This is a genomic window from Arthrobacter sp. sptzw42 (assembly GCF_059089685.1).
This window is the reverse complement of record NZ_JBNHEX010000017.1, coordinates 23,518-39,722: the sequence shown is the minus strand read 5'-3', so window position 1 is coordinate 39,722 and position 16,205 is coordinate 23,518. Positions and strand designations below refer to the sequence as shown.

The 16,205-nt window shown below is 65.4% G+C and carries 16 protein-coding genes; 3 read left to right on the top strand and 13 right to left on the bottom strand.

Translation table 11 applies throughout. The features are described 5' to 3' along the window. Positions 1-126: 126 nt before the first annotated feature. On the top strand, positions 127-513 hold the full coding sequence (locus tag AC5RT4_RS16655) for a DUF1844 domain-containing protein (protein ID WP_494040822.1): 387 nt from the start codon (positions 127-129) through the stop codon (positions 511-513). 123 nt (positions 514-636) lie between these two features. Here AC5RT4_RS16655 and AC5RT4_RS16650 read toward each other — a convergent pair whose 3' ends face one another. The 8 genes from AC5RT4_RS16650 to AC5RT4_RS16615 all read right to left on the bottom strand — a co-directional run bounded on the left by AC5RT4_RS16650 (position 637) and on the right by AC5RT4_RS16615 (position 6,913). After that, complete coding sequence (locus AC5RT4_RS16650) at positions 637-1,929, bottom strand: MFS transporter (protein WP_494106485.1); 1,293 nt, start codon at positions 1,927-1,929, stop codon at positions 637-639. A gap of 54 nt (positions 1,930-1,983) precedes the next feature. Next, positions 1,984-2,865 carry an SseB family protein gene (locus AC5RT4_RS16645; RefSeq protein WP_494106484.1) on the bottom strand — a complete coding sequence of 294 codons (882 nt, stop codon included), beginning with the start codon at positions 2,863-2,865 and terminating at the stop codon, positions 1,984-1,986. A 27-nt stretch (positions 2,866-2,892) separates the two neighbouring features. Beyond that, positions 2,893-3,639: a bifunctional 1-(5-phosphoribosyl)-5-((5-phosphoribosylamino)methylideneamino)imidazole-4-carboxamide isomerase/phosphoribosylanthranilate isomerase PriA gene (priA, locus tag AC5RT4_RS16640; protein WP_494040825.1), complete on the bottom strand. Its 747-nt coding sequence runs from the start codon at positions 3,637-3,639 to the stop codon at positions 2,893-2,895. Between the two features lie 66 nt (positions 3,640-3,705). Then, the gene (locus AC5RT4_RS16635) at positions 3,706-3,864 is read right to left on the bottom strand and encodes a hypothetical protein (RefSeq protein ID WP_494040826.1); all 159 of its coding nucleotides are present in this window, start codon (positions 3,862-3,864) and stop codon (positions 3,706-3,708) included. Further along, positions 3,865-4,629, bottom strand: coding sequence for an imidazole glycerol phosphate synthase subunit HisH (gene hisH, locus AC5RT4_RS16630; RefSeq protein WP_494106483.1), 765 nt, complete (start codon positions 4,627-4,629; stop codon positions 3,865-3,867). It abuts the gene before it with no gap. Then, positions 4,626-5,246 carry an imidazoleglycerol-phosphate dehydratase HisB gene (gene hisB / locus AC5RT4_RS16625; protein ID WP_494040828.1) on the bottom strand — a complete coding sequence of 207 codons (621 nt, stop codon included), beginning with the start codon at positions 5,244-5,246 and terminating at the stop codon, positions 4,626-4,628. Before hisB ends, hisH begins: the two co-directional genes overlap by 4 nt. A gap of 60 nt (positions 5,247-5,306) precedes the next feature. Next, positions 5,307-6,425: a histidinol-phosphate transaminase gene (locus tag AC5RT4_RS16620; RefSeq protein ID WP_494106482.1), complete on the bottom strand. Its 1,119-nt coding sequence runs from the start codon at positions 6,423-6,425 to the stop codon at positions 5,307-5,309. Positions 6,426-6,556: 131 nt separating this feature from the next. Further along, positions 6,557-6,913 carry a LysM peptidoglycan-binding domain-containing protein gene (locus tag AC5RT4_RS16615; protein ID WP_494106504.1) on the bottom strand — a complete coding sequence of 119 codons (357 nt, stop codon included), beginning with the start codon at positions 6,911-6,913 and terminating at the stop codon, positions 6,557-6,559. Between the two features lie 365 nt (positions 6,914-7,278). On the opposite strand from AC5RT4_RS16615, the gene lexA reads away from it, so the two are divergent. After that, complete coding sequence (lexA, locus tag AC5RT4_RS16610) at positions 7,279-8,010, top strand: transcriptional repressor LexA (RefSeq protein WP_494106481.1); 732 nt, start codon at positions 7,279-7,281, stop codon at positions 8,008-8,010. A gap of 67 nt (positions 8,011-8,077) precedes the next feature. On the opposite strand, the gene AC5RT4_RS16605 is transcribed toward lexA, so the two are convergent. Both AC5RT4_RS16605 and hflX read right to left on the bottom strand, forming a co-directional pair. Then, entirely contained in the window at positions 8,078-10,135 is a 2,058-nt protein-coding gene (locus AC5RT4_RS16605) for an ATP-dependent DNA helicase (protein ID WP_494106480.1), read from the bottom strand. Then, complete coding sequence (hflX, locus tag AC5RT4_RS16600; protein WP_494040833.1) at positions 10,128-11,708, bottom strand: GTPase HflX; 1,581 nt, start codon at positions 11,706-11,708, stop codon at positions 10,128-10,130. The genes AC5RT4_RS16605 and hflX overlap by 8 nt, the downstream gene beginning before the upstream one ends. A gap of 428 nt (positions 11,709-12,136) precedes the next feature. Between hflX and AC5RT4_RS16595 the strand changes: the two genes are divergently transcribed. Further along, entirely contained in the window at positions 12,137-12,760 is a 624-nt protein-coding gene (locus tag AC5RT4_RS16595; RefSeq protein ID WP_494040834.1) for a class I SAM-dependent methyltransferase, read from the top strand. Here AC5RT4_RS16595 and dapF read toward each other — a convergent pair. The 3 genes from dapF to miaB are packed head-to-tail and all read right to left on the bottom strand — an operon-like array spanning position 12,732 to position 16,203. Then, the gene (dapF, locus tag AC5RT4_RS16590) at positions 12,732-13,676 is read right to left on the bottom strand and encodes a diaminopimelate epimerase (protein ID WP_494106479.1); all 945 of its coding nucleotides are present in this window, start codon (positions 13,674-13,676) and stop codon (positions 12,732-12,734) included. The two genes, AC5RT4_RS16595 and dapF, sit on opposite strands and share 29 nt — an antisense overlap. Positions 13,677-13,728: 52 nt before the next feature. Further along, positions 13,729-14,625: a tRNA (adenosine(37)-N6)-dimethylallyltransferase MiaA gene (miaA, locus tag AC5RT4_RS16585; RefSeq protein WP_494040836.1), complete on the bottom strand. Its 897-nt coding sequence runs from the start codon at positions 14,623-14,625 to the stop codon at positions 13,729-13,731. Between the two features lie 3 nt (positions 14,626-14,628). Beyond that, positions 14,629-16,203, bottom strand: a complete 1,575-nt coding sequence (miaB, locus tag AC5RT4_RS16580; RefSeq protein ID WP_494106478.1) for a tRNA (N6-isopentenyl adenosine(37)-C2)-methylthiotransferase MiaB — start codon at positions 16,201-16,203, stop codon at positions 14,629-14,631. Positions 16,204-16,205 lie beyond the last annotated feature (2 nt).

Here is a 16,205-nt window from a genome sequence, read left to right as displayed (position 1 = left end):
TGCAAACTGCATGCCATCTTACAGAAAAAATTCCCGCCAACGCAGTGAAGCGCCGGGGGAACCTTGATTGTTGGGAACAATCCCTGAAATAACGACATCCAGTCGGTCTGTGTCAAGCTTACCAGTATGAGCACCCCAGACAGTAATTCATACGTTTTCGAGCCTGCAGACGCCGGTTCCGACGTCTCCCAGCAGATCCGCGACATCTCCGAAGTGCCGGCCATCGAGGTCATCACCACCGCCGCCGTCCACCTGATGAGTGCCGCAGCGGTCAAGCTTGGCCTCGCGGCGGAAGAGAATGCCGCAGAGCTGAAGGACCTGGACGAGGCCCGGAAACTGATCACCGCCCTGGCCGGCCTGGTCACCGCCGCCGCCCCGGAGATCGGTTCCCAGCACGCCGGCCCGTTGCGCGATGGGCTGCGTTCTCTGCAGCTTGCTTTCCGCGAAGAGTCGCTGATTCCTGACGCCCCGGGCAAGGGCCCGGGCGAGAAGTACACCGGCGCGGTCAACTGACGCCGCAGCGCACAACTGAGCAGACCGCGACGGCGGGCCGACCTTTCAAGGTCGGCCCGCCGTCGTCGTCTCCCGTCCAATTCAAAGTCCGCACCGGCGGCGTGGCTTCATCCGGAAGTAAGGTCAGCGCGTGGCCCTGCGGCGCCGCTGAAGGACCATCCCTGCGAGGCACAGCGCCACGCCTGCGGCTCCCACCGCTACGAAGCCGCCGGAGGGCCCTGCCCGGTCGATGAAAACGCCCGCCAGCGGCGCCCCGAGAGCAACGCCGGCCGTGAGTGCGGAGCCATACCAGCCCATCGCCTCGCCGCGCCTCGCCTCATCCACCAGGTCCGCCACTTTCTCGGAGGCAGAGGAGAGGACCGGGGCGCAGAGGAGCCCCGGCAGGATGGCAACCAGCGCAAGCGACCAGGTGTCGTGGGCGAATCCCATGGGAATGGTCAGGGCCGCCATCCCGAGCAGGAGGATCATGGGCGGGACGGGCCGGTGCATGGCGCCGTACACCAGGCCGCCTACCACGGAGGCTGCGCACCAAAACAGGAAAACAATGCCGATTTCGGCCTGGTGGCCGCCTGTTTCGAGGGCGGCGACAATACCGACGTCGGTGCCGCTGAGGACCATTCCCGCCCCGGCGGCAACAGCGAAAAGTGCGGCGACGGTGGCGGTGAACCAGGTGAAACTGCCGGCCACCCTGTCCTTCAGGCCGGTGCTGCGGGCAGTGCGGGCGGCAGCAGGGGCCAGGTCCGCGGCAGCCTCCTGCAGGTGCGCCGGGGCTGTGGCGATGACGACCGCCTCGGCGGCGCGCTGCTGGTCCGCCTCGCCGTCCTCCCCGGTGGCACTGCTGCGCGTTGGCGGGTTGAACCACATCAGGAACAGGCCGGCCAGGGAGGTGCAGACTCCCACAATGGTCAGGCCCGCCACGCTGAAGCCACTGGTGGCCGCAATGGCACCCGCAGCAGGACCGATCATAAAGACCACTTCGGTGGTGATGGCGTCCAATGCGAAGGCGGTGCGGCGCTGTTCGCCTTCGGCCAGCACGCCGAGTGACTGGCGCACCACGCTGAAGATGGGCAAGGTGAGCAGTCCGCCCACGAACACCAGGGGAAGGAGCAACTCATAGGACACGTGCGGCACGATGGACCAGATCACCGTCTCTGATACCACGGAAGGGATCAGTGCCCTGCGCAGGCCCACGGTGTCCACCCTCCGGCCGCGCCACGGAGCACCCAGGGCTATACCGATGGTCATCACGGCAGCGGCTGTACCGGCGGCTGCGTAGCCCTGGCCAAGGGTAAGCACAATATGCAAGGTCAGCAGCACCCCGGCCGCCGAGTGCGGAATACGGGCGATCAGGCCCACCAGCAGCAGCCGCCTGATGGGTTGGACGGCCAGCAACTCCCGGTAGAGAGCGAAATTCACGAGAGGATCCTTCGGTCTGCCGCAGCCGGCCGGGGATCCCCCTCCTGGCAGCAGCTAGTGGACAGCGCGCCGCAGTTTGATCTCAATGGAGTCGACCCGCTCACCAAACAATACATTCCGGGACCACAGGGCCTGCAGTCCGGCCACCAGTTGCTGAACCGCGTCCGCGTCGAGACCCTCTGCCAGGTACAACACCACCTGCAGCTCAGGCCCGGCGCCTCCGCCGGCAACGATAGCTCCTTTAGCCGTGCGGGCAGCCACTCCCCTGCCCGGCAGGAGTTCCAGGCTCCGTACCGCCGCGAAGCCTCCTGCTGACTGGCGCATCATTGCCGCCAGTTCCGGGTCGGCGTAGGACGGAGTCCAGTCCTGCTGCTGGGCCAGCGCCCACATGGCCGGCCTGCGCACCACGAACGTTACGTCCGCCCCCGGGTCCAGAACCAGGAGTTCAGCGCCTTCGGAGACAGCCGAGAGCGCGGCCCGGGCAGCGTAGACGGCCACCGGCCGGGCTCCGGGATGCCAGGCAGCCAAGGCTGCCGCGGTGGTGAAAGCGGGCATCGCGGTCCTGCCATCTGCCGCTTTGAGCGTGACGAGGGCCATATCTGCCTGCTTGTCGGCCTGCAGGCCGTCCTGCCCCTCCCCTTCTTCGGCAAGCTGGGCAACGATCGGGATGAAGACGCGTGCGGTGGCCAGCGAGGCAATGACTCCTGCTTCGTCCCCGCGCCCTGCCTGCAGGTCCGCGACGGCGGTGAGGTAGCCGGCATCGGCCGTTCCGTCGTCGTCCTCGAAGTTATGGATTTTGGCCTGGTCCCCCGCCAGGCTCCGTCCCGTCCAGGGCTGTCCGGCGGAATCAGCGGCACCACCGGCTCCTGCCAGTGCGGCGGCGATGTGTCCGGGAAGGTGGCGCCGGGGAGGGGTGCCGGATTCGTTGGTGGCCATGGAGTGACTGGATCGGCTGCCAGGCGCCTAGCGGCGGCCTGCGACGTTGAGTGCCTCGGGCAGCGTGAAGGCGCCGGCGTACAGTGCTTTACCCACGATGGCACCTTCGACACCCAAGGGAACCAGGGAACGCAGGACCTTGAGGTCATCCAGGCTGGAAATGCCGCCTGACGCCACTACGGGCTTTCCGGTCTTTTCCACCATCTGGCGGAGCAGTTCCACGTTGGGTCCCTGCAGGGTGCCGTCCTTGGTCACGTCGGTGACGACGTACCGCGCGCAGCCTGCCTCTTCGAGCCGGCCCAGGACGTCCCAGAGGTCCCCGCCCTCCTTGGTCCAGCCGCGGCCGGCCAGGGTGGTTCCGCGGACATCGAGTCCGACGGCGATCTTGTCGCCGAAGCGTTCGATGGCCCTGCGGGTCCATTCGGGGTTCTCCAGCGCCGCGGTACCCAGGTTCACGCGGGCGACGCCCAGGTCCAGGGCTGCCTCAAGGGTTTCGTCATCGCGGAGCCCGCCGGAGAGCTCAACGTTGATGTCCAGCCGGCCCACAACCTCGCGGAGCAGGTCTGCGTTGGAACCACGGCCGAAGGCGGCGTCCAGGTCAACCAGGTGGACCCATTCCGCTCCCTGCTGCTGCCAGTTCAGGGCCGCCTCCAGCGGTGTGCCGTAACTGGTTTCGCTGCCTGCTTCCCCCTGCACCAGCCGGACGGCCTGTCCATTGACGACGTCGACGGCGGGCAGCAGTTCAAGTACCGGCAAATCGATAGCGGAGTTCATCGTGATCCTCATTGTTGGGGGCAGGGGTGTGCGGCGGAGGGTAACCGGCAGCTGGCCGGAGGGCAGCTAGTTTTCCGGCAGCGTGAGCAGGTAGGCGGCCAGCAGCGCCATGCCGGCCAGGACGTAGAACGAGACCTGGGTCCAGAGCGGCTTATGCTGCTGCCGGAAGGACAGGGCGCCGCCCACCAGCAGGCCGGCGAGGCCCATCAGGATAACGGACCACATTCAGGCGCCGCCGGGAGAGGTTTCGCCGGTTTCCTCCGGCTTGCCGGCCACGGAAGGCTTGCGGAGGGCCTCCACCCAGTTGTGCAGCAAACGGGCGCCGGCGTCCCCGGACTTTTCGGGGTGGAACTGGGTAGCGCACAGTGGCCCGTTCTCAACCGCGGCGATGAACGGGGCGCCGTGCTCGGACCAGGTAACGAGGGGTGCGGCCATCCGGGGCTGGACGACGTCGAAATTCCAGTCCTGCACGCCGTAGGAGTGAACGAAGTAAAACCGTTCGTTCTCGACGCCGGCGAAGAGCTTGGACCCGTCGGGCACCTTGACGGTGTTCCAGCCCATGTGCGGGACAACTTCCGCCGGAAGGAGTTCGACCTTCCCGGGCCATTCGCCGATGCCTTCAGCTTCTGTGCCGTGTTCCACGCCGGCTTCGAAGAGCACCTGCAGTCCAACGCAGATGCCCAGGACCGGGCGACCGCCGGCTACCCGCCGGCCGATCAGGCGGATGCCGTCCACGGCCTTAAGTTCACGCATCACGGTTTCGAAAGCACCAACGCCGGGGACAACCAGGCCGTCGGCGTTCAGGACGTCCTCGGGCTTTGAGCTGAGGATCACCTCTGCGCCTGCCCGCTCAAGGGCGCGGACTGCCGAGCGGACGTTTCCGGAGCCGTAGTCCAGCACGGTAACGGTGGGTTTTCCCTCGGGCGACGGCAGCTTCTGCGAAGCCGACGGATCGATGATGGCGCCGTCGCGCAGCACCTGGCCGCTCACAGCGCACCCTTGGTGGAAGGAATGCCCTCAACACGCGGATCGGATTCGACGGCGGCGCGGAGGGCCCGCGCGAACGCCTTGAACTGAGCCTCAACGATGTGGTGCGGGTCCCGGCCGGCAATGACGTTCATGTGGAGGCAGATCCCGGCATGCAGGGTTATCGCCTCAAAGACGTGGCGGGTGAGCGAGCCCGTGAAGTGGCCGCCGATCAGGTGGTACTCCTGGCCTGCCGGCTCACCTCCGTGAACAAGGTAGGGGCGGCCGGACACGTCAACCACCGCGTGGGCCAATGCCTCGTCCAGCGGAACGGTGGCTTCGCCGAAGCGGCGGATTCCTGCCTTGTTTCCCAAGGCCGTCCGCAGCACCTCTCCGAACGTGATGGCGACGTCTTCCACCGTGTGGTGGACATCGATGTGGATGTCTCCCGTGGCTTTCACGGTCAGGTCGATCAGCGAGTGCTTGCAGAGCGCCGTCAGCATGTGGTCGTAAAAGGGCACCGACGTATCAATGTCCGAGATGCCCGTGCCGTCCAGGTTGATCTCCACGAGCACGGAGGATTCACTCGTGGCACGCTCCATGCGTGCGGTCCGGGCCGCATTGGATCCTGTGGAACTCATGGTCAAGTGTCCTTTGGGAAGAAGGAGTGGTTCAGGGCGTCCAGCGCCGCTGCTTCAAGTCTAGGCCGGAAGCTTTGGCTGGCCGGTAAGGATACCTTCCAGGGAAGTAAGGAAGGCTGTGGTTTCCGTCTCAGTACCTGCTGTCACCCGCAGATGGCCGGGGATGCCGACGTCGCGGATCAGGACGCCCGCATCGAGCAGTTCCTGCCAGACCTGGTGGGGATTCTCCAGCCCGCCGAAGAAAACAAAATTGGAATCGGAGGCCGCCGGCTTGAGGCCCAACCGCGTCAGTCCGGCCACAATACGGTCGCGCTGCTTTTTGATGTCTTCAACATCGGCCAGCAGCGCCTCGCGGTGCTGGAGGGCCGCGAGGGCAGTTGCCTGGGTTACAGCCGACAGGTGGTACGGCAGGCGCACCAGCCTCAGTGCGTCGGCAACTTCCGGAGCCGCGGCCATGTAGCCCAGGCGCGCTCCGGCGAGGGCGAAGGCCTTGCTCATGGTCCGTGAAACGATCAGCCGCTCCCGGCCCGGCAGCAGGGTCAGGGCGCTCGGCGTCCCGTCGTGTGCGAACTCGTGGTACGCCTCGTCCACGATGACGATGGTCTGGCTGGCGTGCCCGGCCTCGTAGACGGCCTCCACCACATCGAGCCCCAAACCTGTTCCCGTAGGGTTGTTCGGCGAGCAGAGGAAAACAATGCTGGGCTGCAGCTCCTTCACTTGAAGTGCTGCGGATTCTGCACTGAGGCCGTAGCCGTCAGCGCGCTGGCCCACGATGTATTCCGTGTCCGTGCCACTGGCAAGCAAGGGGTACATGGAGTACGTGGGCGGGAAGCCCAGCGCGGTGCGGCCGGGACCACCGAAAGCCTGGAGAATCTGCTGGAGTACTTCGTTGGAGCCGTTGGCCGCCCAGACATTCGACTCGTCCAGGCCATGCCCCAAGTATTCCGCCAGAGCCTTGCGCAGCTCCGTGAACTCGCGGTCCGGGTAACGGTGGAGGCCTGCGGCCGCGTCCGTAACGGCGGCGGTGATGGCGGCCCGTACGTTCTCAGGGACACCATGGGTGTTCTCGTTGACGTTGAGGAGGATAGGGACGTCCAGCTGGGGTGCGCCGTAGGGGGTAAGCCCACGAAGGTTGCTGCGGAGGGGTAACCGGTTGAGGCGCTCTAGCTGGTCATTCACCTGAACAGTTTAGTGCCAGCCCGGGGAGCCGGAAAATGTGACGGCTTCCCGTTCGCGCTGAGCCGGCCTTCACGACGGGCCATCAACGTCCTGTCCGCGTTGGCCTCCAGCAGCCGGCGGGTGAGCGGCACCTACCGGGTGGGGACGTACAACTGCTGCCCCGGGAAGACCGCGCCGCCGGTCAGGTTGTTCAGTTGGACGATGTCAGCCACGACGTCACGCGCATCCCGCTCCGGGGCAACGCTCCCGGCGATAGCCCACAAGGATTCCCCTGCCTGGACGGTAACGGTAACGGCAGGGGTAACGGACAGGTCAGCCGCCGAATCGGAGGCCTTTGCCGGCGAGTTGAAGAATCCGGCCAGGGAAAGCAGCAGGGCCGCGAGCAGGACCAGGGGAATGCCGATCAGGACGATCTTCCCGCGGCGCGTCAGGCGCAGGGGCGGCAGGGGCACAGGCCCCTCCTCCGGCCTGGCCTCAGGCCCGGACAAGTAGTGCACTGAAAATGAATCCCGCGAAGCAGATGTAGCTGACATGACTTAGCCCTCCTGGACCGTACTGTGCTGCCCGATATTCCCCTCCGAAGCCGCCGCCTTGGCGGCCCTTGCCGCCTGTTTTCGAATGGCTTCGACCGGAGTAGAACAAATGTTCGAACTTTGCTCCCTCTGTTTTAGCACTTATCAACGAACATTGTCGAGACTCGCTAGAACAGATGTTTGAAAAAGCAATGTGGCTGGCCTAGTTTTGAGAGAAAGAACAACCACTCTGAAAGTTGATCAGCAGGGTCTGACAATTCCGGCGTGAACTTCAGGTCCGGGCCACAGGAGTCCGGGGCAACCGAAAGGCATTGGCGAATATGGCAGCAGCAGCCGCCGGGGGCAGGGCAACCTCCCAACCGAAGAAGACCGCCAAGGGCCTGACGCCGCGGCAGAAAAGGATCCTCGAGACCATCCAGCGCTCGGTCAATGACAACGGGTATCCGCCGTCCATGCGCGAGATCGGTGACACCGTGGGCCTGGCAAGCCTGTCCAGCGTCACGCACCAGCTTTCGCAGCTGGAAAAGCTTGGCTACCTGCGGCGCGATCCCAAGCGGCCGCGCGCCATGGAAGTGTTGATGCCCCTTACCCTCGACGGTGGTTCATCCAAGCAGGCGGCGGAGCCTGCCCCTTCCCTTCAGGGGGCCGGCACCGTCACCGTTCTTCCCACCGCCATGGACACAGCCATGGTCCCCCTTGTGGGCAGGATTGCTGCCGGTGGTCCCATCCTGGCTGACCAGCAGGTGGAGGACGTCCTGCCGCTCCCCCGCCAGCTCGTGGGCCAGGGGGAACTGTTTATGCTCAAGGTGGCCGGTGATTCCATGGTGGACGCTGCCATCTGCGACGGCGACTGGGTGGTGGTCCGCCGCCAGGCAGATGCGGCCAATGGAGATATTGTTGCTGCCCTGCTTGACGACGAAGCCACTGTTAAGACTTTCCGTCAGCGCGACGGCCACACCTGGCTGCTCCCCCAGAACACCCAGTACGAGCCCATCCTTGGCGACCACGCCACCATCATGGGCAAGGTAGTGTCGGTGCTCCGCTCGCTTTAAACGGCCCCGGAGTTCGAACACACCTGTGCCTCCAGCTATGAGCGCCCCGGCCCGTCAGCCGGGGCGCTCAAATCTTTTCCTTGGCCAGCCTCTCCAGCGCCGCCATGGCTGTTTTCCTGTCCGTAGTGGACCAGAACGGCGGCAGGGCACCGCGGAGGAATCCGGCGTAGCGTTCCGTGGCCAGCCTGGAATCAAGCACCGCCACCACGCCTTTATCCCCGGTTGACCGGATCAGCCGTCCCGCGCCCTGTGCGAGCCGGATGGCGGCGTGGGTGGCCGAAACTGACATGAAGCCGTTGCCTCCCGCCTGCGCAACTGCCCGGGACCGGGCTGTCATCAGGGGATCATCGGGCCGGGGGAAGGGAATCCGGTCGATGACCACCAGTCGGCAGGAGCCCCCCGGAACGTCCACGCCCTGCCACAGGGACATCGTGCCGAACAGGCAGGTGTCAGGTTCGTCCGCGAACTGCTTCACCAGGGCCGTCATGGTGGAGTCGCCTTGGCACAGGATGGTCATTCCCAGCTTGGGCCGCAGCGCATCGGCCGCTTCTTCTGCCGCCCGCCGGGAGGAGAACAGGCACAGCGCCCCGCCGTTTGATGCCCTGATCAGGGCCTCAAGTTCGGCCAGCGCTTCCGGGGATGCTCCGCGGCCGGGCTTGGGCAGGTGACCTGCCACGTACAGGATTCCCTGCCTGGAATAGTCAAAGGGCGATCCCACATCAACGCCCGTCCAGCTGGGCGCCCCCTCTCCCACAAGCCCCAGCCCGCCGGCGGCGGGCTCAAAGGCTGAACCGATTGCCAGGGTGGCGGAAGTCAGCACCACAGTGTGGTTCGCGAACAGGCCCTCGCGCAGCCGCCCTGCCACGGACAGCGGCGCAATATTGATCAGCGCGGGAGCTGTTTCGTCGGGCTGGGAGTACCCCTGCTGGGGGTCAAAGGAACTGGCGCGGGAAAACCAGACCACTTCCCGGTTCTCCCGGGCGGCGAGGAGACGTTCACACAGTTCCAGGATGAGCATCAGCCGGGAGCGCGCCAGTTGCCTCCCGCCGTCGGCAGTGGTGCTGCTGTCCCCCTTGGAGTCGGAAAGTGCGGCGCGGCAGGCTTCACGCAACTGGTCCACGCAGTCCAGCTGCTCATCGTTGAGGCCATTGGGAAGCAGTCCATTGGGAACTCCGGCAAGGGCGGCTTCAAGGTTGGCGGCAGCCGCACTAAGGGCATCCACGGTAACGGCCGTATGCTTGCGCGCTCCCGCAGCTGCGGTATGGACCATGGCCACCGAGAGCTGCCCCGAAACGGCGCCGGTAACCCTGTCCTGGAGTTCGTGTGCCTCGTCAACCACAACGACGTCGTATTCGGGCAGCACCGCGAGGCCTTCGAAGGCACTGACGGCGAGCATGGCGTGGTTGGTGACCACGACGTCGGCTTCGGCGGCGTCCTGGCGTGCGAGTTCGCTGAAGCATTCTGCTGCCATGGGGCACTTCTGGGCGCCCAGGCACTCCATCGAGGTCACCGAGACCTGCCGCCAGGCCCGGTCAGTGACACCGGGCAGGAGCTCATCACGGTCTCCCGTAGTGGTCTTCTCCGCCCATTCCCGCAAGCGGACCACTTCCTTGCCCAGCTGGGAAGCGGGACCGCCCACAGCTGCAGCAAAGTGCGGGACACTGGTGTCCTCGCCGAGCGCAAACAGCTGGCCCTCTGCAGGTTCCTCGGAGGGAAACCCGCCTTCGAGCTTGTGCCGGCAGACGTAGTTGGACCGTCCCTTGACCAGCGCCACCTTCACCGGCCGGTCCAGCGCCGGCGTGATGGTTTTCAGGAGCCGGGGAATGTCCCTGCCCACAATCTGGGTCTGCAGGGCAAGCGTCGCCGTAGAGACCAGGGCGGGCTTGTCGCTCTCGAGGGCATGGGCAATGAGCGGTATCAGGTACGCCAGTGACTTGCCCGTACCCGTCCCGGCCTGGACCAGCAGGTGGTCGCCCGTTTCAATCGCGCGTGCCACCTGCCGGGCCATCTCATGTTGCCCCCTGCGGCTTTGCCCGCCCATGCCGGCGACGGCACGGTCAAGCAGGTCAATGACAAACTGCTCGCCGGCCGTGCCTGTGGCTTCGTCAGCCACGAGGTCAGTCATTGCTGACGAATGATTCCAGTTCAGCCGCGAGGCCCTCCCGGACTTTAACTACTGCCCGGGTACCGGCTTCATCGTGGTCAACACTGATGATCTCTGCGTCTGACTCGTGCAGCTTGCTGACCAGGTCCCCGCGGTCGTAGGGAATGAGCAGCTCGAGCTTGACGGACGGGCGCGGAATCGACTCGCTGATCGCCTTCAGGAGTTCGGGGATGCCCTCTCCTGTCCGGGCCGAAACCACAACGTGGCGCGGCTCGCGCTGCTTCAGCCGTTCCACCACAAAGGGATCTGCGGCGTCGGCCTTGTTGAGGACGATGATCTCCGGGACCTTGCGTGCGTCCACTTCGCTGAAGACCTTGCGGACGGCGGCAATCTGGCCCTCGGGGTCCGGGTGCGAGACGTCAACGACGTGAAGGATCAGGTCCGAGTCCGCAACCTCCTCGAGGGTGGAGCGGAACGCCTCCACCAGCTGGGTGGGCAGGGAGCGGACAAATCCGACGGTGTCCGCCAGCGTGTAGCCCAGCCCGTCGGCAGTTTCGGCTTTGCGCACCGTGGGGTCCAGCGTGGCGAACAGTGCGTTCTCCACGAGCACCCCGGCGTCCGTGAGGCGGTTCAGCAGTGAGGACTTGCCGGCGTTGGTGTACCCGGCAATGGCCACCGAGGGCACTTCATTACGACGGCGGTTGGCCCGTTTCGTCTCCCGGGCGGGCTTCATCGCGGCGATCTCGCGCCGGAGCTTGGCCATGCGGGTGCGGATCCTTCGGCGGTCCAGCTCGATCTTCGTCTCACCGGGACCACGAGAACCCATACCCGCCGCTGCGCCGCCCACCTGGCCACCGGCCTGGCGGGACATCGATTCGCCCCAGCCGCGAAGGCGGGGCAGGAGGTACTCGAGCTGCGCGAGCTCCACCTGCGCCTTGCCTTCCCGGCTCTTGGCGTGCTGGGCGAAAATGTCCAGGATCAGCCCGGTCCGGTCAATCACCTTGACCTTGACGATGTCTTCAAGGCCACGGCGCTGGGACGGGGCCAACTCGGCATCAACCACAACGGTGTCGGCGCCGGTGGACATCACGATGTCCTTCAGTTCAAGTGCTTTGCCCGAGCCCAGAAACGTACCCGGATCGGGCTTGTCACGGCGCTGCACGAGGCCGTCCAAGACCTCGGAACCGGCTGTTTCGGCGAGGGCGGCCAGCTCGCGCAGCGAGTTCTCCGCGTCTGCAAGGGTTCCCTCGGACCAGATGCCGGCGAGGACGACGCGTTCCAGGCGGAGCTGCCGGTATTCGACTTCGGTGACATCTTCCAGTTCCGTGGAAAGGCCTGCCGTGCGCCGAAGGGCGCGGCGTTCCTCGAGGTCCTGCTGGTCGCCGTCGTACGTCGTGTGTTCTTCGTCCAGGCGGGATATGGCCTGGGCCTTGCCCAGTACAGGCCTTCCGTCGCCGCGGCCTGAATCACCTGGCGTGCTGACGGCTTTCGCCGGTACGTCCTTGGAAAGAATCCGGTCGATCACGGCCTGGATTTCCTCAGGGCTCATGTCCTGGGCGGCTGGATCGGATCCGGTGTTGGGCTGGCTGGTCATGGTCTCCTTTGAAGATTCGGCAGTTCCAGAATAGTGCCGATTGTTGGTGCTTGGGGAAGTATTCGCGCTGGGCTGACGGCCTGCGGTCATGCAGTTCTCCTGGTTCGTTTTCGCCGGCCGGAAAAAAGCGGACGGCAGTGGCGGCCACATTCCAAGGGAAGTGGCGAAAATGAGGGAGCCGGAGAATCGGCGAGGGAGACAGCGGGAAGCTGACCTTCGAATCGTGTCCGGCGGCCGGAACATACGCCTGCGCGTGGTCCGGTGCACTGTGCGGAAGGATAATTACCTGCGTCGCTGTGGGACAAGGCTGCGGGACGGGCAAGGCCCGTGCCGGCTACTCGAAGATCAGGAACATGGTTTCAACCCTAGCAGAGCAGCAAAGCGCAGGGTTTCACTTTACGCTGCAAGGGGAACTACTCTGGCGAGTTATGGAGTCCGCACACTATTTCAGCGCATCCCCCGCCGGCCCGTTCACGCGGAAACCCCTAACGGTTGAACTTGCAGGGGAAACGCGCCGGCTGCAGACCTCCTCAGGCATTTTCAGCCCGGATGGAATCGACAAGGGAACCGCCGTGCTCCTGGCCGAAGTTCCGGCGCCCGCTGCTGCCGGGAACCTGCTGGACATCGGCTGCGGATGGGGTCCGGTTGCGCTCACCATGGCGCTGCGTGCACCGCAGGCAAGGGTTTACGCCGTGGATGTCAATGAACGGTGCATCACGCTCACCAATGAGAACGCCGCGGCGCTGGGACTGACCAATGTGGTGGCGAGCACTCCCGAAGCTGTGGATCCGGAGCTGCGTTTCGACACCATCTGGTCGAACCCGCCGATCAGGATCGGCAAGGACGAACTGCACTCGCTCCTGAAGCTGTGGCTGCCGCGCCTGGCGCCGGGGGGAACGGCGTGGCTGGTGGTGCAGAAGAACCTGGGCTCGGATTCGCTTCAGCGTTGGCTGGCGGCAGAACTGGATGAATCCTTCAGCGTAAGCCGGGAATCGACGTCCAAGTCCTTCCGGATCCTGAAGGTCAGGAAAGCGTCCCAGTTGCCACAATAACGGCGGGCCCGCTCAGCTCGACGTGTTCGTGTCCCCCCGGCCCGGCAAAGAATTTGACGCCCACCACGCCTCCTGGAACGTGCACCTCCCAGGTGTCAGGGGCCTCGGCTCCTGCCCAGTGCCGGATAGCCACGGCTGCGGCGCAGGCTCCCGTTCCGCATGACTGGGTCTCCCCCACACCGCGTTCGTGCACGCGCATTGTGACTGACCCGACGCCGTCATGCACCAATGGTTCGGAGGGAACCACAAACTCCACATTGGTGCCGTTGACCGGTACCGGATCAACCACGGGTGCGGTAAAGAGGCGGGTGCCGGCGAGTTCCGATAGTTCTGCCAGGGCAACCACGGTGTGGGGGTTGCCCATACTGACTGACAAGGCGGGACGGGGAACTTCCAGTCCTTCTGCTGTGACCAGTGAATCCATCGCCTTGGCGGTGGCCTCGCCCGGAAAGATGAACTCCCAAGGGCCCATGTCCACGGCGTAGTCCTCACCTGTCCGAATCACCGTCTTTGCCCCGCCGCGGGTGCCAATGGTGAGCGCCCCGCCGTCGGGCAGGTCAACCAGACCCTCGGTGCGCAGGAAGTGGACGAAGACCCGAACGCCGTTGCCGCACATTTCCGACAGTGATCCGTCACCGTTGCGGTAATCCATAAACCACTCTGCCTCGGGCGTCACGGCCAGCAACTCGCGCCCCTCGGGCAGGAAGCGTGACGGGACGGCGCGAATGAGCCCGTCTCCGCCGATACCGCGGTGGCGGTCGCACAAGGCCGCCACCTGCTCGGCGGCAATGGTATGCCTGCCCTCCTGATCGGCCACCAGGACGAAATCGTTGCCGGTGCCGTGCCCCTTCGAGAAGCGGAGCCCACCCAGGGTGCTGTAAGCGTGCGCAGTGGTGGCGGCAAGGGTTGCGTTCATGGTTTCAAGGGTACCGGCCGGAAAGAGCAGGCCTGAACGCGTGTGTGGATGCCTACCGGCTGAGTGCTGCTGCTTCGGAGAGCAGGTGCGGATCCTGCCAGTCCAACCACTTAACCCTGGGATCGGCACGGAACCAGGTCAACTGCCGGCGGGCGAACTGGCGGGTTGCCACGATAGTCTCCTCCGCGGCTTCCGGGACCGTTGATTGGCCGTCGATGACCCTCAGGAATTGGGAGTATCCCAGGGCCCGGGGCGCTGTTTTGCCCTCCCGGAGCCCTTGCTTCTCCAACCGTTCCACTTCGGCGAGCAGGCCGTTCTCCACCATCCGGTGAACCCGGAGGGCGAGCCGCTCGCGGAGCTGGTCGCGGTCGACGGTGAGGCCTATCTGGACCGCGGGCTGGAAGTACTCGCGCCGGGGCATGAAGGAACTGAACGGCCGGCCGGTGAGTTGATGGACCTCCAGGGCGCGGATGATGCGTCTGTCGTCTGCGAGCCTGCCTGCGGACACTGGGTCGACTTTTTCAAGCCGGGCCAGCATCGCCCCGGCGCCCCGGACCGCCAGCTCATCCTCAAGCTGCTTCCGCAGCCGCGGGTCTGTCCCCGGGAACTCAAGGATGTCGAGGGCAGCCCGCACGTACAGGCCGGAGCCGCCGGCGAGGATGGCGCGCTTGCCGCGTGCGTGGATGTCCGCGACAACGTCACGCGCCTGCTGCTGGAACCTGGACACGCTGGCTTCGTCGGTGACGTCCAGGATGTCCAGGAGGTGATGCGGCACTCCCCTGCGTTCAGCAGGCGTGATTTTCGCTGTGCCGATGTCCATGCCGCGGTAGAACTGCATGGCGTCGGCGTTGATGACTTCGCCGTCCAGCTCGAGGGCGAGGCCTACGGCGAGGTCGGACTTACCCGAACCCGTAGGACCGACGACGGCGATGACCGGCGGGGAGCCCACGGATCAGCCCGTGCGTACAGGCAGCGAAGGCATCCCGAGGGATACGCCGGCGCGGCCGTTGGCGGCACCCGGTGCGGGTGCGCCGCAAGAGTCTGCCTGGGACCTGTCCCACGCGTCGCCGGCGCGGGAGCGGCGCAGGCTGTAATCCTCGAGGGTGGGGTCGGCGACGAGGTGGAAGGAAGCGGCCTCGGTGATGGTGACGGTGACAAGATCGCCCGGGCGGGGGGCAGGGGCGCCATCCGGTACAGAGAAATGCACCAGCCGCTGATCCTGGGACCGTCCGGACAGCCGGTGGGTTTCTCCGGCTTTGCGCCCCGACTGGGCGGTGACCATAACCTCTACGCGGCGGCCAAGCTGTTTCCGGTTCTCCTCAGCGGCGATCCGGTCCTGCAACGCGGTGAGCCGCTCGAAGCGCTCCTGCACGATGGCCTTCGGCAACTGGTCCGGCAGGTCCGCGGCAGGTGTTCCGGGGCGCTTGGAGTACTGGAAAGTGAAGGCGGTGGCGAACCGGGACTGTTCCACCACATCCAGGGTGGCCTGGAAATCCTCTTCCGTCTCGCCGGGAAATCCGACGATGATGTCCGTGGAGATGGCTGCATGGGGAATTTTTTCCCGGACCTTGTCGAGGATGCCGAGGAACTTCGTGGACCGGTAGGAGCGCCTCATGTCCCGCAGGACCTTGTCCGAGCCGGATTGCAGCGGCATATGCAACTGCGGCATCACGTTGGGCGTTTCGGCCATGGCATCGATAACGTCGTCGGTAAAAGCGGCAGGGTGAGGGCTGGTGAAACGGACCCGTTCGAGTCCCTCGATTGCCCCACACGCGCGAAGGAGCTTCGAGAACGCCTGCCGGTCGCCGAACTCCACGCCGTAGGAGTTGACGTTCTGGCCGAGGAGCGTGACTTCGATGGCACCGTCATCCACCAGGGCCTGGATCTCAGCGAGAATGTCCGCGGGGCGGCGGTCCTTTTCCTTGCCGCGCAGGGCGGGGACGATGCAGAACGTACAGGTGTTGTTGCAGCCCACGGATATGGAGACCCAGCCCGAGTAGACGGAGTCGCGCTTGATGGGCAGCGTGGAAGGGAAGACGTCCAGCGATTCGAGGATCTCCAGTTGCGCCTCATCGTTGTGCCGGGCCCTGTCCAGCAGTGCAGGCAAGGCACCGACGTTGTGGGTACCGAAGACGGCGTCCACCCAGGGCGCCTTCTTCAGGATGGTTTCCCTGTCCTTCTGCGCCAGGCAACCGCCGACGGCGATCTGCATGCCGGGGTTGGCTGCCTTCACCGGGGCCAGGATCCCGAGGTTGCCATAGAGCTTGTTGTCAGCGTTCTCGCGGACAGCGCAGGTGTTGAACACCACCACATCCGCCTGCGCACCAGCTGCCGGAACATAGCCTGCGTCCTCCAGCATGCCGGCCATGCGCTCTGAATCGTGCACGTTCATCTGGCAACCGAAGGTGCGCACTTCATACGTGCGGGCCTTCTCTTGGCCGGGAACCGCGGCGGGGGAAGGCTGGGCCGCGGCGCGGGCCTCTGACGGGTTGGTGCCGGAAAGAGGGGAAGGAATGGTCAAACTCACCT

Bases quoted from the DNA above. Each gene is read 5' to 3' on its own strand.
- AC5RT4_RS16655 (WP_494040822.1), top strand. From the start codon at position 127: ATGAGCACCCCAGACAGTAATTCATACGTTTTCGAGCCTGCAGACGCC.
- AC5RT4_RS16645 (WP_494106484.1), bottom strand. From the start codon at position 2,865: ATGGCCACCAACGAATCCGGCACCCCTCCCCGGCGCCACCTTCCCGGA.
- priA (WP_494040825.1), bottom strand. From the start codon at position 3,639: ATGAACTCCGCTATCGATTTGCCGGTACTTGAACTGCTGCCCGCCGTC.
- AC5RT4_RS16635 (WP_494040826.1), bottom strand. From the start codon at position 3,864: ATGTGGTCCGTTATCCTGATGGGCCTCGCCGGCCTGCTGGTGGGCGGC.
- hisB (WP_494040828.1), bottom strand. From the start codon at position 5,246: ATGAGTTCCACAGGATCCAATGCGGCCCGGACCGCACGCATGGAGCGT.
- lexA (WP_494106481.1), top strand. From the start codon at position 7,279: ATGGCAGCAGCAGCCGCCGGGGGCAGGGCAACCTCCCAACCGAAGAAG.
- AC5RT4_RS16605 (WP_494106480.1), bottom strand. From the start codon at position 10,135: ATGACTGACCTCGTGGCTGACGAAGCCACAGGCACGGCCGGCGAGCAG.
- hflX (WP_494040833.1), bottom strand. From the start codon at position 11,708: ATGACCAGCCAGCCCAACACCGGATCCGATCCAGCCGCCCAGGACATG.
- AC5RT4_RS16595 (WP_494040834.1), top strand. From the start codon at position 12,137: ATGGAGTCCGCACACTATTTCAGCGCATCCCCCGCCGGCCCGTTCACG.
- dapF (WP_494106479.1), bottom strand. From the start codon at position 13,676: ATGAACGCAACCCTTGCCGCCACCACTGCGCACGCTTACAGCACCCTG.